Genomic DNA, 23,917 nt, shown 5'->3' with positions numbered 1-23,917 from the left:
AGCCCGGCGAGAGGCGGGAAGCAGCCCGGCGAACCCGTCGCCGCCCACGGGGCCGTCATTCGCTTGGCCGAATCAGAGCCCCCCGTCACGCCCGCCGCGCGGTAATTTGTCCGTGTTTCCACAGGCTCCCGACGTCACTGCTCCTACGGGCTGTAGGGTGCTGGAAACCCTACAAACTGTAGGGGGAGGGGTGGGCAGATGTCCGGCAGCGCATACGCCACACTCGCCGGGACGCGTCGGCTCGGACCGCCGACCGCGTCCCGCCGATCGGAGTCCCCGCGCGGCGCGGGACCCCTCGCGGCGGTCGCCGGAGCCTTCACACTCGCCCAACTGGTGTTCGTACGCCCCGGCCTGGGCCTCGGCTGGGACGAGACGGTCTACGTCAGCCAGCTCAGCGCGCACGCCCCCGCCGCCTTCTTCAGCGCACCCCGCGCCCGGGGCATCTCCCTCCTGGTCGCCCCCGTCACCTCCTGGTCCTCGTCCACCCCGCTCCTGCGCGTCTACCTCGCCGTCCTCGCGGGCCTGGCCCTGTACCTGGCCCTCCGCGCCTGGCGCGGCCTCTTCCCGGTCCGCGTCCTCGCCCTGGCGGGCGCCCTGTTCGCCTCCCTCTGGGTGACCCTCTTCTACGGCCCGCAGGCCATGCCCAACTACTGGGTCGCCGTCGGCGCCCTGGCCGCGACCGGCTGCTGTCTGCGTGCCTGGGCCGACCGTTCCGACCGGGCCGCCGTGTGGGGTCTCGCCGCGAGCGCGTCCCTGATGGCGTGGATGCGGCCGACCGACGCGGTGTGGGGGACGCTGCCCCTGCTCGTCCTCGCCCTGACCGTCCGCCACTGGCGCCTGCTCGTCGCCCTCCTCGCCGGGCTCGCGTCCGGCGCCGTGGAGTGGGTGATCGAGGCGTACGTCAGTTACGGCGGCCTGACCGAGCGGCTGCACGCGGCGTCGGCGATCGAGGGCGGGCTGGGCTGGCATGTCGCGGTCGTCGACCAGCTGCGCAGCCTCGGCGGACGCGCGCTGTGCCGCCCGTGCACGGGGGCGATGCCCAACCCCGCGGTCGAGGTGTGGTGGCTCGTCCTCCCCGTGCTCGCCGTCGTCGGCCTCGTGGTCGCGGTCCGCGCACGGCGTACGGCGGCCACCCTCGTCCCGCTCGCGTGTGCCGTGACGGCGGCCTTCCCGTATCTGTTCATGATCGGCTACGCGGCTCCGCGCTTCCTCCTGCCCGCCTACGCGCTGGTGGCGATCCCCGTCGCCGACGCCCTGATCCACCTGGTCACCGTGCCGACCGGGGCATGGCGGCGGGTCGCCGTGGCCCTGCTCGCGGTGGGCCTCGCCGGGCATCTGGCGGTCCAACTCGCCGTCCTGGAACGCACGGTGAGCCGTACGACCGCCCAGCACCGCGACTGGTCCCGCACCGCCGCCGAGCTCCACCGCCTCGGCGTCAGCAGACCCTGCCTGCTCACCGGCCAGGACGCCATCCCGATCGCCTACTACACGGGCTGCGCCTCCGCCGCCCTCGGCGGTCACAACGGCAACACGTCCCGGACAGCCCTCGACCGCACGGCCCACCGCATGCCCGTCGCCGACATCTCGCCGGCCGGCAGCCGCCCGCCCGCCTACGCGCACGACTGGCCCGCCCACCGCTACGGCGGCCTGGACCTCCGCGTCGCCCCGGGCACGGAGGGTGGTGATCGCGGATGACGGCAGGGTCCGCCACCGCCCCGGCGCGCACGCACGGGCACCTCAGCCGCTGCTACGGCATCGCCCCCGCCACGGCGAACGGCGGTCGCGCATGACGGCCCCGCCCGCTCTCACTCCCACGCCCACCCGCAAGCGTGCCTACTGGCAGGCCGCGCTGACGCTGGTCGTCCTCGTGACCGTAGTCTTCCTGGTGCGGCAGCACTGGCCCGTGCTCGCGAGCGGGGCCGGGCGGCTGGCCGGTGCCGACCAGGGGTGGATGCTGGTGGCGGCGACCGCCGCGCTCGGGACGTGGGTGTCGTCGGCGCTGGCCCAGCAGGGCGCGGTGCCCCAACGGCTGCCCGGGGGACGGCTGGTGGCCGCGCAGCTCGCCGCGTCGGCCGCCAACCACGTACTTCCCGCAGGGCTCGGCGCCGGTGCCGTCAACCTGCGGTTCCTCATGCGCTGCGGCCTGCCGGTCGGCCGCTCGGCCAGCGCCCTCGCCGTCAAGGCGACCGCCGGTGTGGTGGTCCGGATCGTGCTCATCGGCGTTCTCGCCGCGGTCTGTCCCGGTGTGCTGCGCCTCCCGCCCGTCTCCCTGGGCGTGGTGGGCGTAGTCCTCGCGGTCGTCGTGCTCGTGACCGTGCTGCTCAACTGCCCGCTGTGGCCCCGGTGCCGGCGCGCGCTCGGCACCGTCCTGGCCGACATCCGGGCCGTGCACGCCCGGCCGCACCGGGCGGTCGCCCTGTGGGGCGGCTCGCTGGCCTTCGCCGCGCTGCACTCCCTGGTGCTGATCTGTGTCACGCAGGCCGTCGAACTCCCGCTGTCCCCGGCCCGGGTGGCCCTCCTGTACCTCGCCGCCAGCAGCGCCGCGGCCCTGTTGCCCACGCCGGGCGGCATCGGGTCGCTCGACGCCGCCCTGGTCTTCGCGCTCACCGAGTCGGGGACCACGGCGTCCGCCGCGGCTTCCGTCGTCATCGGGTACCGGCTGCTGACCGTGTGGCTGCCGCTGGTCCCGGGCCTGCTGGTGCTCGGGATGCTGGTCCGGCGCAAGTCGCTCTGACCTCGACCGCGTTTCCCCCGCGACGGGTTCAGGTAGGACTCCGATATCTGTCCACGGACGAGGGGGAGTCGCATGGCGGAGAACGACAGCAGCGGCCGACTGCCGGACGAGTTCTTCACCCCCGGCACCTCGTCCTTCACCGAGTTCCTGGCCGCGCACCGGCCCGCGGTACTGCCCACCCGCCGCCCCTTCCCGGACGGTGTCCGCGCCGGAGCCGACCGATTCCCGCACGGCACCACGGTGTTGGCGCTCACCTACCGCGACGGCGTACTGATCGCCGGCGACCGCAGGGCCACCATGGGCAACGTCATCGCACAGCGCGACCTGGAGAAGGTGCACCCGGCGGACGACCACACCGCGGTCGCCTTCGCCGGCACGGTCGGGCTGGCCGTCGACATGGTGAAGCTGTACCAGGTCGAGCTGACGCACTTCGAGAAGATCGAGGGCATCCCGATGACCCTCAACGCGAAGGCCACCCGCCTGGCGGGCCTGCTCCGCCAGAACCTCGGCCAGGCCATGCAGGGCCTCGCCGTCGTACCGCTCCTGGTCGGCTACGACCCCGCGGCACCCGAGGGCGCCAAGGGCCGCATCTTCACCTTCGACGTCGTCGGCGGCACCTACGAGAAGCCGGACTTCCACGCCGAGGGCTCCGGTTCCCCGTACGCCAGGGGCGCCCTGAAGAAGCTGTTCCACCCGGGCATGACCCGGCGCGACGCGGCCCTGACCGCGCTTCAGGCGCTGTACGACGCGGCCGACGACGACTCGGCCACCGGCGGCCCCGACATCAACCGCCGTATCTTTCCCATCGTCTCGGTGATCACCGAGGACGGTTTCGAGCGGCTCCCGGAGTCGGAGACCGAGGCACTGACCCGGGAGATGGTCGACCACCGCAGCAGCCACCCGGACGGTCCGACCGTCGCGCCCTGAGCGGCGCGGCGCTGGCGGATGCGGAGGCGGCGGGGCCGGGGTAGAAGGCCAGGGTGTTGATGGCCGGGGTGTTTATGATCAGGTCCGCTACGGCCTCGCAGATGATCGCGTGCTCCAGGGACGTGCGGGCCGTCGCGCTCCAGGTGAAGGGGCCGTAGCCGGCGAGGAGGGCGGCCGAGACCTCGTTGGCCCGCCGGCCGTCGCTCTCCAGCGGGGCGACGATCACCCGGCCGGGACCACACGGAAATCTCCCCTCCGCTCGGCATGACCGCGTCGTGGTGGGCGCCGGCCACGAGGTGGAGCGGGACGAGCGGGTCGAGGGCGCCGAGCCGGAGCGCGGCGGCAGGCAGGCCCACCCCGAGGAAGGCGACGATCCGGTACCGCTACTCGGCGTCCCGGGCGCCGTGCGGTGCGGCTCCGACCGACAGCCGTCAGGCACCCGTCGCCGGCCGCCGTCCTCGGCTGAGCGCGGCTACAAGTGGGCGCGTTCCCCGGGCAGTTCGGCCCCCTCGGATATCAGGCGCGTCGGCACCCACCAGGCCGCCGCGCACAGGCACACCCCGAGCCAGCCGACGGCGAACAGCCAGCCGCCGATGACGTCCGTGAACCAGTGCACGCCCAGATACACCCGGGTCAGCCCGACCAGCAGGCCCCAGCAGCCGACGGCCAGGCAGAGCGGGGTTCTCCCGTGCGGGGAGCGCACGCATATCGCGAGGATCACCAGCCCGGCGGTGAGCGCCGCTGTGGTGGTGTGGCCTGAGGGGAAGGACCAGCCCGAGGCGTTCCCAGCCCAGTTGCTCAGCGCCGGGCGCGGGCGCGCGATCAGGGACATCAGGCCGTAGCGCAGGCCCTGGCCGCCGGCGAGGCAGGTCAGGGCCAGGGTCGCGGCGAGGAGGCGCTGGCGTGCGGTGCGGCCGGTGAGGAGGGCGGCGAGGATCACCAGCGCGTACGGGATGACGCCCGAGCCGGTGGCGGTCAGGCCCCGGGCGAGCGCCGGCGCGATGCCCGGGCGGTGGGCGACGGACCAGGACAGGGCGTCCTCGTCCCCGAACAGCGGGGCGCCGTCGTGGCCGATCACGACCATGGCCAGCACGCCGAACGCGGTCCAGGCGCCCAGGCCCACGCTGCCCGCCAGCTCGGAGATGTCCTTGCGTTTCATGACACCAGCAGGGGTCGAAGCCGGCCGGCCGTGAGCCGCCGGGCCAGGGATTCCGGCCGCCGCCCGAGCAGCGCCATCGCGCCGAACCCCAGGAGCGCGCCGACCGCCACGCCCGCGACGACGTCGTGCGGATAGTGGACCCCGACCCAGACCCGGGAGAGCGCCATCGCGAGCGCGGCCACGGCGGCGATCGCGCCGAGGCGGCGGGAGACGAAGAACAGGGCGACCGCCGCCGCGGCGGCGATCGTCGCGTGGTTGCTGGGGAAGGACCAGTCGCCCGGCGCCGGGCACGCCTCCAGCGTCGCCACGCGCAGACTCTGGCAGGGCCTGCTCTCTCGCACCGTCGACTTGAGCAGCGAGTCGATGCCGTACGCGGTGACCACGACCACCGGCACGGCCAACGCGGTCACGGCCGCCTCCGCGCCGACCCGGCGCGCCCGCCACCAGCCCACGACCATCAGCACGGCGAACAGCGCGAGCCCGTACGTCGACCACGCCGACACCGCGCTGTCCAGCCAACCGGGCGCGTGGTGGGCGGAGTCGACCACGTCCGTGTAGGCCTCGCCGTCGATCGACGACCCCTGGAAGGCGACGAGGATCATCCGCACACCTCCCCACCGAGCGCGCCCGCCGCGGCTGTGGCGAGCGGGGGCGCCGGGTCCAAGAGTGTGGTCATCGTCGTGAACCCCTTCGCCGGTGTGACTACAAATCTGTAGACGGTCTACTCAACTGTAGACGATGAACGCGAGGGGAGAGTTCCGCGGTTTTGCCCGCTCGTTGCCACTTCATGACTGATCGACTACACGCATGTAGTCATGATGGTCCGCGAAGTAAGGTTTGCCTGCACTAACCAGGAGGGGCCGCACCCGATGTGGGACGACGCGTTTCCGAGTTTTCTGATCGGGCTGCGGGAGGGACTTGAGGCGGGACTCATCGTCTCGATCCTGATCGCCACCCTCGTCCGCGCCGAGGCCAAGTCCCGCCTCCCTCAGGTGTGGACGGGCGTCCTCGCCGCGATCGCCCTGGCGATGAGCTTCGGCGCCGTCCTCACCTTCACCGCGGCGAACCTCTCCGCCACCGCCCAGGAGGCCTTCGGCGGCTTCCTCAGCGTGATCGCCGTCGCGTTCGTCACCGCGATGGTCTTCTGGATGCGCCGCTCGGCCCGCACCTTCTCCGGTGAGATCAAGGCGAAGGTGACCGGCGCGCTCACCATGGGCGCGGGCATGCTGATGCTCACCTCGTTCCTCGCGGTGGGCCGCGAGGGCCTGGAGACGGCCCTGTTCCTGTGGACCACCGCCCGCGCGGCCGGCGAGTCCTCCGGCCCCCTGACCGGCGCCGCCGTCGGTCTCGTCCTCGCGGCGGCCCTGTGCTGGGGCCTGTACCGCCGGGTCCTGAGGATCAACCTCACGAAGTTCTTCACCACCACCGGCGCCGTCCTCATCGTCATCGCGGCCGGCGTCCTCGGCTACGGCCTGCGCGACCTCCAGGAAGGCGGCATCCTCCCCGGCCGGACCGCCTACGCCTTCGACCTCAGCGGCAGCGTCGACGCGGGCTCCTGGTACAGCACCCTCATCCAGGGCGTCCTCAACCTGATGCCCACGATGACCTGGCTCCAGGTGGTGGGCTACCTCGGCTACCTCGCCGTCGTGATGCCCCTGTTCGTGCGCGGGGTGAAGACCAAGCCGGCCGAGCCCGCGGCCCCCGAGGCGCGCGAACCCGCCCCGGCCCCGCGCCGCCGTCCCGTCTGGCTGCTCCCGGTCGCCGTGGTCGCCGTACCCGCCGTCGTGGCCGGTCTCGTCGTAGCCGTCTCCCGCCCCAAACCCGCGGGTGGGGAGACGGTGGCCGTCTCCGAGAGCGAGTGCGGCAAGGGCTTCACCGCGCCCGACACCGGGCGCCAGACCTTCCAGATGCACAACACCGGCGACAAGACCGCCGAGGTCTACCTCATCGACCCGGCGACCAGCGCGGTCTACGGCGAGGTCGAGGGCCTCGCTCCCGGCACCACCCGGGACCTCGTCGCCACCGTCGTGGGCGGCTCGTACGCCTGGCGCTGCGTGCCCACCGGCGCGAAGGCCGTCACCTCCGCCACGGTCCACGTCAGCGGCGGGGGAGGCGCGGTGAAGGCGGTCGTCCCCGTCTCCGAGAACGACCTCGCCGCACCCCTCAAGGCCTACAAGGCGTACGTCGACCAGGGCCTCGCCACGCTCGTCACCCAGACCCGCCGGCTCAGCGACGACATCTCCGGCAACCACCTCGCCACGGCACGCACCGACTGGCTCACCGCGCACCGCACCTACTCCTCCCTCGGCGCGGCCTACGGCACCTTCGAGGACTTCGACCAGCGGATCAACGGCCGGGCCGATGGGCTGGCCGGGGGAGTCCAGGACAAGGACTTCGCCGGGTTCCACCGCATCGAGTACGGCCTGTGGCACGGGCAGTCCGCGGGCGAGTTGAAGGCGCCCGCGCGGCAACTCGCCGCCGCTGTCGTGGGGTTGCGCAAGGCGTTCCCCACCCAGGACTTCGACCCCGGTGACCTGCCCCTGCGGGCCCACGAAATCCTGGAGAACGCCCTCCAGTTCGAGCTGACCGGCGACACCGACGAGGGCAGCGGCACCAACCTCGCGACCGTCGACAGCAACCTCGCGGGCACCCGCGAGCTGCTCACCGTGCTCAAGCCGCTCCTGACCAAGGAGTCCCCGCAACTGCTCCCCGGCGTCGACGCGGACATCGCCCGGTTGCAGAAGCTGCTCGACTCGGCGCACCAGGGCGGGAGTTGGACGCCGGTCGAGCAGCTGGACGGCACGGCGAAGGCCCGACTCGACGGCGCGACCGGGCAGTTGCTGGAGGCGCTGGCACCCGTACCGGACCTCCTGGAGATCAGGAAGTCGGCCTGATGAGCGGCGAGAACACGCGGGGCGCCGACCACGCGCGCGCCACCGATGACACGCGGGGCGCCGACAGCACCCCCGGCCTCCACAGCAACCGCCCCACCCAGAACAACCGCATGGAAAGGACCCCTCCGATGCCGTCCGCCGAAACTCCTCGCTGTCCCGCCGGAGCCGGTCGTCGTTCCTTCGTCCGGACGGCGCTCGGTGCCGGGGCCGCCGGGGCGGTGCTGGCGGGCGGGGCGTTCGCGCTCGCCGAGACCGGTGGCAGCGCGCAGGCGCAGGCGGCGGACACGACGGACGCCGGCAGGATCCCCTTCCACGGCACCCACCAGGCCGGCATCCTCACCCCCGCCCCGGCCGCCGCGACCTTCGTCTCCCTCGACGTCATCGCCGACAACCGGGCCGAACTGACCGACCTGCTGCGCACGATCACCGAACGGGCCCGCCTCCTCACCTCCGGCGGCACCCCCGCCGACCTCGGCGTCGGCGCGCCGCCCGCCGACAACGGCATCCTCGGACCGGACGTACCCGCCGACGCCCTCACGGTCACCGTCGGCGTGGGCGCGTCCCTCTTCGACGACCGCTACGGACTGGCGAAGGCGAAGCCGAGCCGGCTGACGCCGATGAAGACGTTCCCCAACGACAACCTGCGCGCCGCCGAGTGCCACGGCGACCTGTCGCTCCAGGTGTGCGGCGCACGCCAGGACACGGTGCTGCACGCGCTGCGCGACCTCACCCGGCACACCCGGGGCGGCATGCAGATCAAGTGGCGCATCGACGGCTTCCAGAACACCCCGCGTCCCACCGGCGCCCAGCGCAACCTGCTCGGCTTCAAGGACGGCATAGCCAACCCGGACGTGAAGTCCACCCGTGAGACCGACCGGCTGATCTGGGTCGGCGACGGTCAGGGTGAGCCCGCCTGGGCGAGCGGCGGCAGCTACCAGGTGATACGGATCATCCGCATGCTCGTCGAGTTCTGGGACCGGGTCTCGCTGACCGAGCAGGAGCTGATGTTCGGCCGCCGCAAGGACACCGGAGCGCCGCTGGACGGTGCCAAGGAGACCGACATCCCGCACTACGCCAAGGACCCCAAGGGCACGGCGATCCCGCTCGACGCCCACATCCGCCTCGCCAACCCGCGCACCGCCGCCACGGACTCCTCGCGCATCCTGCGCCGCGGCTACAACTACGACCGGGGCATCGACGCCGTGGGCAACCTCGACATGGGCCTGGTCTTCTGCTGCTACCAGCAGGACGTACGCCGGCAGTTCGAGGCGACCCAGACGAGGCTGATCGACGAGCCGCTCGTCGACTACATCTCCCCGACGGGCGGCGGCTACTTCTACGCGCTGCCGGGTGCGAGGGACGCCAAGGACTGGCTCGGACGGGGAATGATGGCGGTCTGACCAGTCACTTTCCCCTCCTTTGGGCAAGACCTGCCGTGGACTTTACCGACCGTTACTGCGAACGGGTTGCAGGTACGGGAGGATGGCACAAGGTTGCTCACAGCAACCGCGCAGCCATACCCGTACCCGAAGGAAGACCCTCCCCGATGACGGCCGCCCCCGAATCCACGCCGACCCTCCCCGCCACAGCCGGTGCGAAGCCCTCGCTCTGGTACCGCGTCCGTACGTCCATGACGCGGCAGGAGTGGACCCGGGTCGGCGGGATGGCCGCGTTCGTGCTGGGGCTGCACGTGATCGGCTGGTTCACGCTCGTGTGGATCGTCGCGCCGGGGCACTACAGCGTCGGCGAGAAGTCCTTCGGCATCGGCATGGGGGTGACCGCGTACACGCTCGGCATGCGGCACGCCTTCGACGCGGACCACATCGCGGCGATCGACAACACGACCCGCAAGCTGATGAGCGAGGGCAAGCGTCCGCTGTCGGTCGGCTTCTGGTTCTCGCTCGGCCACTCCAGCGTCGTCTTCGGCCTGACCCTCCTGCTCTCCCTCGGCGTCAAGGCCCTTGCCAACCCGGTCCGCGACGACAACTCGAAGCTCCACGACGTCACCGGCCTCATCGGTACGACCGTCTCGGGCACCTTCCTCTACGTCATCGCCGGCATCAACCTCGTCATCCTGGCCGGGATCTGGAAGGTGTTCCGCGAGATGCGCTCCGGGCACTACGACGAGGCCGCCCTGGAGGAACAGCTCAACAACCGCGGCTTCATGAACCGCATCCTCGGCCGCTTCATGAAGTCGATCACCAAGTCCTGGCAGATGTACCCGCTGGGCCTGCTGTTCGGCCTCGGCTTCGACACGGCGACGGAGATCGCGCTGCTGGTGCTGGCAGGGTCGGGCGCCGCGTCCGGGCTGCCCTGGTACGCGATCCTGTGCCTGCCGGTCCTGTTCGCCGCCGGTATGTCGCTGCTCGACACGATCGACGGCACGTTCATGAACTTCGCCTACGGCTGGGCCTTCTCCAAGCCGGTCCGCAAGGTCTACTACAACCTCACGATCACCGGCCTGTCCGTCGCGGTCGCCCTGATCATCGGCACGGTCGAACTCCTGGGCCTGTTCGCGGAGAAGCTCGATCTCCACGGCTTCTTCTGGGACTGGGTCGCGGGCCTCGACCTCAACATCATCGGCTTCGTCATCGTCGGCCTCTTCTTCGTGACCTGGATCGTCGCCCTCCTGGTCTGGAAGTTCGGCCGCATCGAGGCCAAGTGGACGGCGAGCCTGGCCCAACCGGCGGAACAGCCCGCCGAATAGGGTCCGTCAGGCCCGCACCCCGAGGTCCTTCCGCCACTTCACGATCTGCTTCTCCGCATCCCCCGTGTACGACCACGGAGTGGGCGTCGCCCGCCGCCCCATCATCCCCAGCACCGTCGCCGCGATGTCCGCCGTGCCCGCGTGACATGCCGCGTGGGCGAGGTAGTTGAGGTCGCGGAGTTCGCCGGGTGGGACGGGGCCGTCCTCGCGGGCGGCGATCCAGCGTTGCCAGGTGCGGCGGACGTCGCTGACGGCGCCGTCGTGGGTCCAGTGCTGGCCGAGACCGACCGCCGCCTGCCGGCCCTTCGCGGCGTCGAGGGCGTAGCGGTACTCCTCGACGCGCGCGTACTGCACCAGGACCGGCAGGGCGCAGCCGGGCGGTGCGACGCCCGCCGCGTCGCGGGCGAAGTCGTACATCAGGCCGTGGCTGCCGTGCCAGCGGGACGAGTAGTAGTGGAGGACCTGGAGATGGCCCTCGACGCTGTACGGGTCGCGCCGGTGCAACTCGTCCCACCAGCGGGCGAGTTCCTGGCGTCGCACGCCCGACGGATAGAGGCGGGCGACGGAGATCAGGGAGATCCAGGGGGTGGGGTCGTCCGGGTACGACTCCGCCGCCTGGAGGCAGGCCATCACGGCGGAGTCGATACGGTTCCGGTCGATCGGCACGCCCCGGCCCGCCGCGATGGCCACGTTGAACGCCCGCGCCGTCTCCGTCGCCGCCCGCAGGGTGAGCGCGTCGGCGCTGTGCGGTTCGGCGGCGAGCCATGACTCGACAGTCGAACTGCTCGCGCAGGCCTGGGCGAGCGTCCGCACCCGGTGGCCCCGGCCGAGCCAGTGCGCGCCGGTGGTGCGCAGCAGGTCCCGCAGGCCCTGCCAGCGGCCGATGACGATGTCGTGGCGGGTCGAACTGAGGGGCGCGTCCCCGCAGTCGGGGTCGAAGTCGGGGGTGAAACGGTCTCGCGCCATCGGGTGCCCCTCAGAAATCGGTCGGGAGACCCTGATGGACCCGGGACTGTTCGGGCACGAAGTCGTCGGGGACGTAGTCCGTCTCGACGGTGTGCGTCGCGTCGAGGCGCGAGGGCCGGTAGTAGTCGCTGCCCTGCCTCCAGTACCAGAGCATCGGGATCAGCCCCACGGCCAGGCCGCCGATGCCGATGGCGATTGCCGCGTCGCTCAGGTCGCCCAGCGACTCGACGAAGATCCAGAACATGAACAGCGCGCCGAACAGCGGCCAGAGCCCGCCGAAGAGGAAGTTCGCCGCGGACCTGAACAGCATCCTGCGGTAGGCGACGACGACTGCGAGACCCGCCAGGCCGTAGTACACGGCGATCTGCAGACCGATCGCCGAGATCGCGTCGCGGAGGATCTCGCCCACCGAACCGAGCGCGTTGGACGCGATGAACATCGCCAGCGCCACCCCACCGACCACGGTGATCGCCACCCAGGGCGTGTTCCACGTGCGGTGCACCCGGCCGAGCGCGGCCGGCATCGTGCGGTCCCGGCCCATCGCGAACAGCGAGCGCGTGACCTGGATCAGGGTCGTCTCCAGGGTGGCGATGGTCGACAGCATCACCGACACGATCAGCAGCTTGCCGCCCCACCCGGGCCAGACCTCGTCGCCGAGCACGGCCAGCACATTGGCGTTGTTGCTCTCGATCTGCCGCGAGGTCAGGATGATGTTCACCGCGATGGTGAACACCTCGAAGAGCAGGAACACGATGCCGACGCCGATCAGGCCCGCGAGTCCGGTCGTACGACGGCTGTTGCGGGTCTCCTCGCTGAGGTTGCTGGTGACGTCCCAGCCCCAGTAGTAGAACGCGGCGATGAGCGCGCCGGACGCGAAGCCGGACACTCCGTCGAAGTGACTGAAGCCCAGCCAGGACCAGTCGAAGGCACGGGCGTTGTCGTGGTGCGCGAGGGCGAGCACGGCGAACAGTGCCAGGATTCCCAACTCCACGCCGGACATGAGGAGTTGGGCGCGGACCGTGAGCCGGGCCCCGCCGAGCACCACCAGCAGCATGAGGATGAACCAGCCGGCACCGACCACCGTCGACAACGCCGTGTCGTCCGCGAGACTTTGATCGAAGAGGGACAGCGTCATCGATCCGGCGGGCAGTGACCCGGCGACCATGAAGATGGTCGCGGAGACCACCAGGGCCCAGCCGCTGATGAAGCCGAGAAAGGGGTGCAGGGTGCGGCCCACCCAGGAGTAACTCGCCCCCGCGTTCACGTCGATACGGCCGAGATAGCTGAAGGCGAGCGCGATGCCCAGCATCGGTATCGCGCAGTAGAGGAGGGCCGCCGGACTGGCCAGGCCGACCGCGCCGACCAGGACCGCGGTGGTCGCGGCCAGCGAGTACGCCGGGGCGCTGCCCGCCACGGCCATCACCACGGTGTCGAACGTACCGAGGGCATTGGCCTGCAACCCTCTGCCCCTGATGTTGCTCATGGATGCGCTGCTTTCCGTCGTGCATGACGTGGGGGATTGAGCGGACCGGCCCCGGACCCGGAGAGGGATGGCCTCGGGTCGGCGACCGGTCGGAACAACACGAGGGAAGGGGTGGATACCCGTTTCAACCGCTGCGTCGGCGGACGGTCACACCGTGTGTGGGTGTGATGATAGCCGTACCTCTTGACCTTTCAAGATTGACCAGCCGGTAATCTCCTGTGAACGGTCAGTCGCCGAGTCGGTCGATCTGCCGCAGTTTGTTCGTCGCGTCGAGGGCGGCGACCTTGTAAGACTCAGCGAGAGTCGGGTAGTTGAAGACCGCGTCCACGAGATAGTCGACCGTGCCGCCGCAGCCCATCACCGACTGGCCGATGTGAATGAGTTCCGTCGCGCCGGTGCCGAAGCAGTGCACGCCGAGCAGGGTCCGGTCCGTGGGGGAGACCAGCAGCTTGAGCATGCCGTGCGAGTCGCCGATGATCTGGCCGCGCGCGAGTTCGCGGTAGCGGGAGATCCCCACCTCGAACGGCACGCACTCCTCGGTGAGTTGGTCCTCCGTCTTCCCGATGAAACTGATCTCCGGGATGGTGTAGATCCCGATCGGCTGCCGGTCGTCGATCCGGTGCACCGGCTCACCGCAGGCGTGGTACGCCGCCGTACGGCCCTGTTCCATCGAGGTCGCCGCGAGGGCCGGGAAGCCGATGACGTCGCCGACGGCGTAGATGTGCGGCACGGCGGTACGGAAGTTCTCGTCGACGTCGATCCGGCCGCGCCGGTCGGCGGACAACCCGGCCTTGTCCAGGTCGAGTTCGTCGGTGAGACCCTGCCGGCCCGCAGAGTACATCACCGCGTCGGCCGGGATCTTCTTGCCGCTCTCCAGCACGGTCAGCGTGCCGTTGGCGTGCCGCTCGACGGCGGCCACGGTCTCGCCGAAGCGGAAGGTGACGGCGAGGTCCCGCAGGTGGTATTTGAGCGACTCGATGACCTCCAGGTCGCAGAAGTCGAGCATCCCGGCGCGCTTCTCCACCACGGTGATCTTGCTGCCGAGCGCCGCGAACATCGAGGCGTACTCCATGCCGATCACGCCCGCGCCGACGATGACCATGGACCGCGGGACCTTGGGCAGGTCCAGGACGTTGTCCGAGTCCATGATGGTGCGGCCGTCGAACTCGACGGTGTCCGGGCGCGCGGGGCGGGTGCCGGTGGCGATGACGATGTGCTCCGCGGTCAACAGCCTCTCGTGGCCGGTGACTTCGGTCAGCGCGACGGTGTGCGGGTCGACGAAGCGGCCCGTGCCGGCGAACAGGGAGACCTGGTTGCGGGACAACTGGTTGCGGATGACGTCGACTTCACGGCTGACCACGTGCTGCGTGCGCGCGGTGAGGTCGCCGACGGTGATGTCGTCCTTGAGGCGGTAGCTCTGGCCGTACAGATCGCGCTGGGTGAGGCCGGTGAGATACAGCACCGCCTCGCGCAGCGTCTTGGACGGGATGGTCCCCGTGTGGATGGAGACCCCGCCGACCATGTCGGGGCGGTCGACGACGGCGACCCGGCGGCCGAGCTTGGCCGCGGCGATGGCGGCCTTCTGGCCACCCGGTCCTGAACCGATGACAAGCATGTCGAAGTCGGGCACCTCCGGAGTCTGTCAGCCGGGGTGCCGTCTCCGAAAGGGTGAACGGGTAACCAGGTGTCGACAGGACGCCTAAGGCAGCAGTTTGTCGAGTGCGGCCGCCCCCTCCGCCGCGATCTTCCGCCGGGCCCACTCCAGATTCTCCGGCGTCACGTCCCGCCCGGCCGCCAGCACCAGGTCCTCCGGCGCCACCTCGGTTCCGGTACGGGTGTGCAGCAGGTCGTCCGGGGTGGCGCGATCCTCGGGCGGGACGGACGCGTCCGACTCTGACATCGACATGGGGGCCTCCTCCTCAGGACCGGAGCCTCACAGGACCGGGCGGCTCACCGGCATCGTCCGAGTGCCGTGGGTCCCACTCCCACGATTCCCCGCCCGATCCCGGCGCGCATCCGGAAGAGTGGCCGATCGACAACCTGAACCTAAGCTGGAACCGGCCCGCGCGGGCCGGAACCAGGGAGGCTGCCGCGATGGTCGAGACCCCGCCCCAGCAGGACACCCCCACCGGACCCGGATATCTGCCCATCGCCGAGCACGGACTGATCGGTGATCTGCGGAGCGTGGCGCTGGTGGGGACGAACGGCACGATCGACTGGTACTGCTGCCCGTCCTTCGACGCCCCCAGCGTCTTCGCCGCGATCCTCGACGCCGAGCGCGGCGGCTCCTTCGAGCTGGCGGCCTCCGTCCCGGCCCGTACCAAACAGTTCTACTTCCCCGACACCAACGTCCTGATCACTCGCTTTTTCACCGAGGACGGCGTCGGCGAGGTCCAGGACTTCATGCCGGTGACGGGGGAGGCGGACGAGTCCGCCCGGCACCGGCTGATCCGGCGTGTGGTGTGCGTGCGCGGCTCGGTGCCGTTTCGGACGCGGGTCGCCCCGAGGTTCGACTACGGCGCCAGCCCGCACACCGCGCGGATGGTCGCCGGTGTCGCGCTCTTCGAGTCCGCCGACAAGTCCCTCGCGCTTACCGCGACCGTGCCCCTGGAGTGCGACGACGTCGACGTGTGGGCCGACTTCAAGCTCGACGAGGGCGAGTCCGAGGTGTTCGCCCTCGACCAGGTCGACGGGGAGGTGACCTCCCGCCCCTGCGCCCGCCAGGAGGCCGAGGACGAGTTCGCGGCGACGGTCGCCTACTGGCGGCGCTGGATCTCCCAGTCCCGCTACCGGGGCCGCTGGCGCGAGATGGTCCACCGCTCCGCTCTCACCCTCAAGCTGCTGACGTACGCCCCGACCGGCGCGATCGTCGCCGCCCCCACCACCAGCCTCCCCGAACAGCTCGGCGGCGAGCGCAACTGGGACTACCGCTACGTCTGGATCCGCGACGCCGCCTTCTGCGTCTACGCGCTGCTCCGCCTCGGCTTCACCGGTGAGGCCGAGGCGTTCATGAAGTTCGTGACCCGCTACATCAGCCCCGGTGACGGCAACCCGTCGGGCCCGCTCCAGATCATGTACGGCATCGACGGCCGCACCGAACTCACCGAACGCGAACTCCCGCACCTGGAGGGCCACCAGAAATCCGCTCCGGTCCGGGTCGGGAACGCGGCGGCCGATCAGCTCCAACTCGACATCTACGGCGCCCTGATCGACTCCATCTACCTCTACGACAAGTGGGCCCAGCCCATCTCCAGCGCCCAGTGGGACGACGTGTGCGCCCTCGTCGACTGGGTCTGCGCGAACTGGGACCAGCCCGACGAGGGCGTCTGGGAGACCCGCGGCGGCCGCAAGAACTTCCTCTACTCACGCCTGATGTGCTGGGTCGCGATCGAGCGGGCGATCCGCCTCGCCAACCGCCGCGGCCTGCCCGCCGACCTTCCGCACTGGCTGAAGTGCCGCGACACCATCTACCGCCGCATCATGGACCGCGGCTGGTCGGTCAAGCGCCAGGCCTTCGTCCAGTACGAGGGCAGCGACGTCCTCGACGCCGCCCTGCTGATGATGCCGCTGGCGAAGTTCATCGCCCCCACCGACCCCAAGTGGCTGTCCACGCTGGACGCGTTGACCGAGGAACTGGTCTCCGACTCCCTCGTCTACCGCTACAACCCGCAGGCCAGCCCCGACGGCCTGCGCGGCGACGAGGGCACGTTCTCGATCTGCTCCTTCTGGTACGTCGAGGCCATGGTCCGCGCCGGCCGCGTCGACGAGGCTCGTCTCGCCTTCGAGAAGATGCTCACCTACGCCAACCATCTCGGCCTGTACGCCGAGGAGATCGGCCGCACCGGCGAGGAACAGGGCAATTTCCCCCAGGCGTTCACCCATCTCGCCCTGATCAGCGCCGCGTTCAACCTGGACCGCGCCCTGGGCTGACCGGTCCGCGCCCGTCCGGGTCCCGCAACAATCGTCACCGAGGTGTCACAGCACACCCGGGCACCACAACTCCCGCGCCGTGTCTCGTGTCGAACCCCCTGACCGCACCACTTATGAAACACGGGGGAACACACCATGAAGAACGGCTCACGCAAGAAGGTCTCCGCCGCCGTCGCGTCCGCGACCTTCCTGCTCCTGGCCGGCGCCGGCATCGTCGCCGCACCGGCCAGCTACGCGGGCGTCCCCGGCGGAACCAGCGCCGTCGACCGCAACAGCGACTTCAACGGCGACGGCTACGACGACGTCCTCATCGGCGCCCCGGACGGCACCGTCGACGGCAAGCAGGGCGCCGGCTACGTCACCGTCCAGTACGGCGCCCCGAACGGCATCGCCACCAACACCACGGTCCCCAAGGGCCACACCGCCGTCATCAGCCAGTCCACCCCCGGCGTCCCCGGCGCCTCGGTGGCCTACGACTCCTTCGGCCAGGCCATCGCCACCGGTGACGTCAACGGCGACGGCTACGACGACGCCCTCATCGGCGCCCCGGGCAAGGACGAGGGCAGCGCCGAGAACGCCGGGCGCGTCACCGTCCTCTTCGGCTCTAAGGCCGGCCTGGGCGCCGAGGCGAACACCTCCTTCGCCTCCACCAAGCCCACCGCGGACGCCCGCTTCGGACAGGCCCTGGCGGCGGCCCGCTTCACCGGCGCCACCGACGCCGACGAGATGGCCGTCCTCGACAACGACGGCGCCCAGCTGTTCGCCTTCCACACCGACATCCTGCATCTGATGGGCACCCTGAACACGACCACCCAGCCGGGCGGCCACCGCATCCAGCCCGCCTACCTCACCACCGGCGACTACGACCGCAACGGCTTCGCCGACCTGGTCATCTCGGGCTACAGCCCCGACGACGGCTACGAGCGGGGCTGGTCGGCCCTCTACGCGGGCGGCGACACGAAGTTGACGTACCGTCAGGATCTGAACGGCGGCCTCGGCACCGCGTCCGGCGACATCAACGGCGACGGCTACGACGACCTCGTCGTCGGCCAGCTCAGCAGCGCCGACGACCAGGCCGAGGGGGACGACGGCGGCAAGATCGCCGTGTACTACGGCAGTTCGGCGGGCACCACCGGCCCCGCGGACTGGTGGTCGCAGAACTCCCCGGGCGTGCCCGGCGCGGGGGAGCACGGCGACGCCTGGGGCAACGACCTCTCCGTCGGTGACGTCAACGGCGACGGCTACGCGGACATCGCCGTCGGCGCGCCCGGCGAGGACATCGGCACCGTCCGGGACGCGGGCGCCGTATGGCTGTTGCGCGGTTCGCGGGACGGCGTGACCGCGACCGGCGCCCAGTCCTTCGACCAGAACACCGCCGGCATCCCCGGCACCGCCGAGGCCGACGACGCCTGGGGCTCCCAGGTCCGGCTGGCCGACACGGACGCGGACGGCCGCTCCGAACTGGTCGCCTCCGCGGCGGGCGAGAACTCCGGTGACGGCTATGTGTGGTTGCTCCCCGCCGGTCCGGGCGGACTGCTCGCCGACGGCTCCTCGCTGTACGGCGCGGCGGACCTCGGCGGCGCGCCGAAGGGCGCGCGCTTCGGGGCGGCGATCGACGAGTAGGGGGTAGGGCGGCGCCCGTACCGGCTCGGTGGCCGGTGCGGGCGTTTCCCGTGAACAGGGCTGCTCACAGCGCCTGTTCGGCCCAGATGACCTTTCCCGCGGGGGTGTACCGGGTGCCCCAGCGCTCGGACAGCTGGGCGACCAGGAACAGGCCCCGGCCGCCCTCGTCCGTCATCGCCGCGTACCGCAGATGCGGCGAGGTCGTACTGCCGTCGTAGACCTCGCAGATCAGGGTGCGGTCGCGCAACAGGCGTACGCGGACGGGGTCGTTGCCGTAGCGGATGGCGTTGGTGACCAGTTCGCTGAGGATGAGTTCGGTGGTGAACGTCAGCTCGTCCAGGCCCCAGTGGGTGAGCTGACGGGTGACCGAGGAGCGCATGTCGGAGACGGCCGCCGGGTCGGACGGGACGCGCCATTCGGCGATGCGGTCGGCTCCGAGTGCGCGGGTGCGGGCGACGATCAGGGCGATGTCGTCGCTGGGCCGTACCGACAACTCCGAGTCCAGGACGGCCCGGCAGGTGTCCTCGGGGGAGTCGCCGGAGTGGGTGAGCGCGGTGCGCAGCATCTCCAGGCCGACGTCGATGTCCCGCTCGCGGTCCTCGACCAGGCCGTCCGTGTACAGGACCAGCCGGGTGCCCTCGGCCAGCTCCAACTCGGCCGTCTCGAAAGGGAGTCCGCCCAGGCCGAGCGGGGGTCCTGCCGGGACGTCGGGGAACTCGACGGTGCCGTCCGGCCGGATGAGCGCGGGCGGCGGATGGCCGGCGCGGGCGACGGTGCAGCGCAGGGTCACCGGGTCGTAGATCGCGTACAGGCAGGTCGCGCCGGTGACCGGGGCGACAGTGTCCTCGGTCGTCTCGTCCTGGTCGATCCGGCCGACCAATTCGTCCAGCAGGCCCAGGAGTTCGTCCGAGGGAAGGTCGAGCGCGGAGAAGTTGTGCACCGCCGTGCGCAGCCGCCCCATGGTGGCCGCGGCGTGCAGACCGTGGCCCACCACATCGCCGACGACCAGCGCGACCCGGGCACCGGACAGGGGCAGGACGTCGAACCAGTCGCCGCCGACCCCGGCCTTCGCCGGCAGATAGCGGTAGGCGACGTCCAGCGCGGTCTGTTCGGGCAGACGGCGGGGGAGCAGGCTGCGCTGGAGGGTGACCGCCATGCCGTGTTCGCGGGTGTAGCGGCGGGAGTTGTCGATGGAGACGGCCGCGCGGGCGACCAGCTCCTCGGCGAGGGCGAGTTCTTCGCTGTCGAAGGGCTCCGGCTTGTCGGCGCGCCAGAAGTTGACCACGCCGAGGATGAGGGCACCGGCCCGCAGCGGCACGGTGATCAGCGAGTGGATGCCGTACTCGACGACCTGCGCGGTGCGTTCGGGGTCCTGGGTGAGCCAGCCGGGGGCGTCGCTGAGCCGGGGTTCGACGACGGCCTCGCCGGTGTCGAGGCTGCGGGCCTGCGGGGAGGAGGCGACGAACTGGATCTGCTTGCCGACGGGGTAGAGCGGGACGTCGTCCCGGACCCCGCTGGAGGCCGTGCGGCGCAACTCGGTGCCGGGCTGCGGTTCCTCGCCGCTCAGGACCGCCTCGTAGAGGTCGACCGTGACGAAGTCCGCGAAGCGGGGGACGGCCAGTTCGGCGAGTTCCTCGGCGGTGCGGGTGACGTCCAGGCTGGTGCCGATGCCCACTCCGGCGTCGTAGAGCATGTTGAGGCGTTCGCGGGCGATCTCGGCGCGGCCGGAGAGGGCGCGCAGTTCGGTGGAGTCGCGGAGGGTGGTGACGCTGCCGGCCGGGCCGCCCTGGAGGTCGGTGGGGCGCTGGTTGACGGCGAGCAGCCGGTCGCCGACCCGGTGCACCTCGTCCGTCGCGACCCGCGCGGAGGCCAGCAGCGCGGTCATGTCGGCGTCGAGTCCGAGGTCGGCGATCAGCAGTCCCTCGGCGTTCTCGGGCAGGTCGAGGAGCTGACGCGCCTCGTCGTTGGCGAGCAGCAGCCGGCCCTCGCCGCCGACGATGATCACGCCCTCCCGCACGGCGTGCAGCACCGCGTCGTGGTGCTCGTACATCCGGGTCATCTCGTGCGGGCCCAGGCCGTGCGTCTGGTGTTGCAGGCGTCTGCTGACCAGGGCCGTGCCGCCGGTGGCGAGGAGCAGTGCCGCTGCCGCCGCGGTCAGCAGGAGCGGCAGCTGCTGGTCGGCGGCGCCCCCGACGTTCGCCTTCGTCACCCCTGCCGACACCAGGCCCACGACCGTGCCGGCGGGGTCCCGGACGGGAACGACGGCCTGCACCAGCGGTCCGATGGTGCCGGTGAGTTCCTCGGTGACGACGTGCCCGGCCAGCGCGGGGGCGATGTCCCCGACGAACTTCTTGCCGATGCGGTCCGGCTTGGGATGGGTGTAGCGGATGCCGTCGGTGTTCAGCACCACGATGAAGTCCACCTTGGACGCCTTGCGGGCGGCCTCGGCGCGCGGCTGGAGAATCGCCGTCGGGTGAGGGCTGCGCAGGGCGGCGACCGTGCCCGGCGCGTTGGCGAAGGTCTCGGCCACGGCCACCGACCGGTTGCGGGCTTCCTGCGTGCTGTCGCGCCGCACCTGGAGGACCTGCGCCACCACGGCCGACACGACCAGCAGCAGCACGATCACCACCTGGAGCATGAACACCTGCCCGGCGACGCTGCGGCTGCCCAGCCTCCCGCTCAGCGGGGCGCGCCGGTGTCGGCGCGCCCCGCGGGCACGGTCGTAGGGGCGCTGTGCGCGCAGACCGTCGGGGCGGGGGGTCGGCCGGGCCCTTGGCCGAACCGTCAGGCGGACCATGTGCCCATGTCTACACTGCCCGACCTCAGGAGGCGAGGGGCGTCACAGGCGGTGACAGGCCGTGGCCCGCCGCGGGTCACGGGTGCCGTCCGGGCTTGGCGCGCCGGGCGGCGAGCAGCAGCGCGATGTCGTCGGGGCGGTCGGCCGCGTGCCGGGCCGCCGTGGTGAGCCGGTCGGCGACACCGGCCAGGGACCGTCCGCCGGTCCGTGCGGCGGGCCCGGCGGCTTTTGCGAGGGCGACCCGCAGGGCGGCGATGCCGTCGTCGATGTCGACACCGGGGCGCTCGACGAGACCGTCGGTGTAGAGCGCGAGGATGGTGTCCGGCTCCAGCCGCAACTCCGCGACCGGGTACTGGGCGTGCGGGTCCACCCCGAGGACCACGCCTCCGGGGATGTCCCAGACCCGGGTGCGGCCGTCCGGGGTACGGATCAGCGGCGGCGGATGCCCGGCCCGGGCGACCCGGACCAGCCCGCTCGCCGGGTCCAGCCGGAGATAGCAGCAGCTCGCGAACTGGCCCGGATCGAGGTCGATCAGGAGATGGTTCGTGCCGCTCATCACCTCGTCCGGCGGGCGGTCCCCGAGCGCGAACGCCCGGACCGCACTGCGGAGTTGGCCCATCGTGGCGGCGGCCTGCACGCCGTGTCCCTGGACGTCGCCGATGACCAGGGCGAGACCGTCGCCCGCCTCGACGACGTCGTACCAGTCGCCGCCCACCTCCATGCCCTGGGTACCCGGCAGATAGCGCCCCGCGGTCTCCACCTGCGGGTGCGCGGAGAGCCGGCGGGGGAGGAGGGCCTGCTGGAGGCCGCGGGCGAGGGCGGCCTCCGAGTCGTAGCGCTGGGCCTTCTCCATCGCGTGGGCGATCAGGCCGGCGAGTGCGGTGAGCACCGCGCGTTCCTCGGTGCTGAAGCTGCGGGAGCGGTCGAAGCCGAGGATGCAGGAGCCGACCGGACGGCCGGACGCGATCAGCGGCAGGAACGCGCGGGCGCCCTCCTCGGCGTCCAGGGGGATGCCCGGGTAGGCCTCCGCGAGCTGCTGCATGGAGTCGAAGAAGAGCGGGCGTCCGCTGGTGAGGGTCTCGACGCCGGGGAGTCTCGTGTCGAGGCCGACGCCGTCGAAGGGGGTGAGGAAACCCTGCGGGAAGCCGTTCTCCCAGGCCAGGTACAGGTGCCGCTCCTGGAGCAGGTAGATCGCGAGGCGACGGCCGCCGAACGCGGGCAGCAGCTCCTTCATCACGACCGCCGACACCTGTCGGGCGGTGACCGCCTCGGTGAGCGCGATGGCGAGCACGATCGGCCGGTACAGCGGGGCCAGCGAAGTGACTCCTGCCGCCGTCTCGCCGTTCCCGTCGGTGTGCGCGGGCGTCAGTGGCAGCGGCGGCCCCGTCACGCGGTTCGACGGGGCGACGGTGCAGGTCAGCCCGTCCCGGCCCGGGTGGACGGCCATCGCCAGCCAGTCGCCCTCGTACGGTTCCTTCTGCTGCTCCGGGTCGTCGGGGCGCCGGACGTGGAAGTGCACCGGCTCCAGCGACAGCAGGGCGCCGCGCAGCTGGTCCTCGCAGCCGATCTGGTTCAGCCAGGGCACGCCCTCCCACAGGGGGCGGCCCAGCAGCTCCCGCCGGTCCCGGCCCAGCAGCTGGGCGGCGCGCGGATTGGCGTAGGTGACCAGGCCCATCCGGTCGAGGCGGAACACCCCGTCCGGGAGCAGGTCGGCCGCGCTGTCGTACGTCGACGAGGCACCCGGGTCGAGGACGACGCCGCTGACCGGAGGGCCGCCGCCGGGCGGCACCGGGCCGGTGGCGGGTGTCCACAGGTCCAGCAGCCGGACCGAGCCGTCCGCCGCCCGCACCCGCAGGGGCAGCGGCGGCGGCTTTCCGGCGGCCGTGGCCCGCAGCGCGGCCATGACCTGGTAGGTGTCGCCCGGTGCCACGACGTCCGCGATCGCCTGCGCGCTGTCCAGCGCCGTCGCGGGCTCCACGCCCAGCAGCGCGTGCAGGGCACCGTCCCCGGTCACGGCCGCCGTCACCGGGTCCCAGACGAACCGCGCCATCCGGCCCTCGGGGCGGTAGGTGGCCGTCGCCTGGACGCACACGGCCTCGCCGTCCCAGGCGACGCACGGCCCGTCCTCGTCCTTGTGCTCGTCCTCCAGCTCCCGCAGCGCCGCGCCCAGCTCCTCGGCCAGCCGGGTCATCCGGTCCAGGCCGGACAGCACCTCGGTGGCGTCCGGGGCGGAGGGGCGCAGCACGGTCAGCACGCCGTAGGTCGTGGAGCCGCTGATGACCGGGACGTACAGGGACCCGAACTGGAAGGGCAGGCTCGCGGCGAACTGGGGGTAGCGGCGCATGCACTCCGTGGCGTTCGGCAGGACCACGTGGACGCCGAGGCGGTAGGCGTCGGCGACGGGGAACTTGCTGTCGGCGTGCAGTCGGCCCCAGGGGCGGAACAGCGGCCCCGGCAGCCCCGCCAGCACGGCGAGGCGCAGCAGTCCGGGCGTGCTCGACCGCAGGTAGACGCCTCCCGAGTGGCCGCCGGCCGCGTCGATCGCCTCCGTCGAGGCGTCGATGAGCAGCTCGGAGAGCCGTCCGGGCGTCCCCTTCTCGCGCTCGGCACTCCCAGTCATTGGGGCCCTACCTCGTCCCTGTGGCACCGGGTGGGTGACACAGCAAGAATGCGCCAGGACGTGGCCGGGGTCACCTG

16 protein-coding genes are annotated in these 23,917 nt (G+C 71.7%); 8 read left to right on the top strand and 8 right to left on the bottom strand.

Annotated elements, in window-relative coordinates:
* Window positions 1–198 precede the first annotated feature (198 nt).
* The 3 genes from ACIRB1_RS00505 (at window position 199) to prcB (ending at window position 3,661) form a co-directional block, all read left to right on the top strand.
* Complete coding sequence (locus ACIRB1_RS00505; protein ID WP_403463975.1) at window positions 199–1,695, top strand: hypothetical protein; 1,497 nt, start codon at window positions 199–201, stop codon at window positions 1,693–1,695.
* A 91-nt stretch (window positions 1,696–1,786) separates the two neighbouring features.
* Window positions 1,787–2,734 (top strand): YbhN family protein, encoded by a 948-nt coding sequence (locus ACIRB1_RS00500; RefSeq protein ID WP_403463974.1) that lies wholly within the window; start codon window positions 1,787–1,789, stop codon window positions 2,732–2,734.
* Window positions 2,735–2,806: 72 nt separating this feature from the next.
* Window positions 2,807–3,661: a proteasome subunit beta gene (gene prcB / locus ACIRB1_RS00495; RefSeq protein ID WP_403463973.1), complete on the top strand. Its 855-nt coding sequence runs from the start codon at window positions 2,807–2,809 to the stop codon at window positions 3,659–3,661.
* 472 nt (window positions 3,662–4,133) lie between these two features.
* On the opposite strand, the gene ACIRB1_RS00490 is transcribed toward prcB, so the two are convergent.
* A complete protein-coding gene (locus ACIRB1_RS00490; protein ID WP_403463972.1) occupies window positions 4,134–4,820 on the bottom strand; it encodes a phosphatase PAP2 family protein in 687 nt (228 codons plus the stop codon).
* Entirely contained in the window at window positions 4,817–5,422 is a 606-nt protein-coding gene (locus ACIRB1_RS00485) for a phosphatase PAP2 family protein (protein ID WP_403463970.1), read from the bottom strand. Before ACIRB1_RS00485 ends, ACIRB1_RS00490 begins: the two co-directional genes overlap by 4 nt.
* Before the next feature lie 267 nt (window positions 5,423–5,689).
* Here ACIRB1_RS00485 and efeU point away from each other — a divergent pair, with 267 nt between their 5' ends.
* From efeU to ACIRB1_RS00470, 3 genes are all read left to right on the top strand, one after another.
* The gene (efeU, locus tag ACIRB1_RS00480; protein ID WP_403463969.1) at window positions 5,690–7,714 is read left to right on the top strand and encodes an iron uptake transporter permease EfeU; all 2,025 of its coding nucleotides are present in this window, start codon (window positions 5,690–5,692) and stop codon (window positions 7,712–7,714) included.
* Window positions 7,715–7,842: 128 nt separating this feature from the next.
* Entirely contained in the window at window positions 7,843–9,114 is a 1,272-nt protein-coding gene (gene efeB, locus ACIRB1_RS00475; RefSeq protein ID WP_352178940.1) for an iron uptake transporter deferrochelatase/peroxidase subunit, read from the top strand.
* 146 nt (window positions 9,115–9,260) lie between these two features.
* Window positions 9,261–10,421 (top strand): HoxN/HupN/NixA family nickel/cobalt transporter, encoded by a 1,161-nt coding sequence (locus ACIRB1_RS00470; RefSeq protein WP_403463968.1) that lies wholly within the window; start codon window positions 9,261–9,263, stop codon window positions 10,419–10,421.
* A 6-nt stretch (window positions 10,422–10,427) separates the two neighbouring features.
* Here ACIRB1_RS00470 and ACIRB1_RS00465 read toward each other — a convergent pair whose 3' ends face one another.
* The 4 genes from ACIRB1_RS00465 to ACIRB1_RS00450 all read right to left on the bottom strand — a co-directional run bounded on the left by ACIRB1_RS00465 (window position 10,428) and on the right by ACIRB1_RS00450 (window position 14,776).
* Window positions 10,428–11,387: a hypothetical protein gene (locus ACIRB1_RS00465; protein ID WP_403463967.1), complete on the bottom strand. Its 960-nt coding sequence runs from the start codon at window positions 11,385–11,387 to the stop codon at window positions 10,428–10,430.
* A 10-nt stretch (window positions 11,388–11,397) separates the two neighbouring features.
* Complete coding sequence (locus tag ACIRB1_RS00460; RefSeq protein ID WP_403463966.1) at window positions 11,398–12,870, bottom strand: APC family permease; 1,473 nt, start codon at window positions 12,868–12,870, stop codon at window positions 11,398–11,400.
* Between the two features lie 226 nt (window positions 12,871–13,096).
* Entirely contained in the window at window positions 13,097–14,500 is a 1,404-nt protein-coding gene (sthA, locus tag ACIRB1_RS00455; RefSeq protein WP_352178351.1) for a Si-specific NAD(P)(+) transhydrogenase, read from the bottom strand.
* 69 nt (window positions 14,501–14,569) lie between these two features.
* On the bottom strand, window positions 14,570–14,776 hold the full coding sequence (locus ACIRB1_RS00450) for a hypothetical protein (RefSeq protein WP_352178352.1): 207 nt from the start codon (window positions 14,774–14,776) through the stop codon (window positions 14,570–14,572).
* Window positions 14,777–14,964: 188 nt separating this feature from the next.
* Between ACIRB1_RS00450 and ACIRB1_RS00445 the strand changes: the two genes are divergently transcribed.
* Window positions 14,965–16,800: a glycoside hydrolase family 15 protein gene (locus ACIRB1_RS00445; RefSeq protein WP_403463965.1), complete on the top strand. Its 1,836-nt coding sequence runs from the start codon at window positions 14,965–14,967 to the stop codon at window positions 16,798–16,800.
* Window positions 16,801–16,935: 135 nt separating this feature from the next.
* Window positions 16,936–18,423, top strand: a complete 1,488-nt coding sequence (locus tag ACIRB1_RS00440; RefSeq protein ID WP_352178354.1) for an esterase — start codon at window positions 16,936–16,938, stop codon at window positions 18,421–18,423.
* Window positions 18,424–18,487: 64 nt separating this feature from the next.
* Here the strand turns inward: ACIRB1_RS00440 and ACIRB1_RS00435 are convergent, their stop codons facing one another.
* Window positions 18,488–21,220: a SpoIIE family protein phosphatase gene (locus tag ACIRB1_RS00435; RefSeq protein ID WP_352178355.1), complete on the bottom strand. Its 2,733-nt coding sequence runs from the start codon at window positions 21,218–21,220 to the stop codon at window positions 18,488–18,490.
* Between the two features lie 76 nt (window positions 21,221–21,296).
* Window positions 21,297–23,840 (bottom strand): SpoIIE family protein phosphatase, encoded by a 2,544-nt coding sequence (locus ACIRB1_RS00430; protein WP_403463964.1) that lies wholly within the window; start codon window positions 23,838–23,840, stop codon window positions 21,297–21,299.
* Window positions 23,841–23,917: the final 77 nt, after the last annotated feature.

Origin of the sequence: Streptomyces sp. NPDC096013, from assembly GCF_044763565.1 — a bacterium.
Classification (GTDB): Bacteria; Actinomycetota; Actinomycetes; order Streptomycetales; family Streptomycetaceae; genus Streptomyces.
This window is presented reverse-complemented; position numbering and strand designations above follow the sequence as displayed.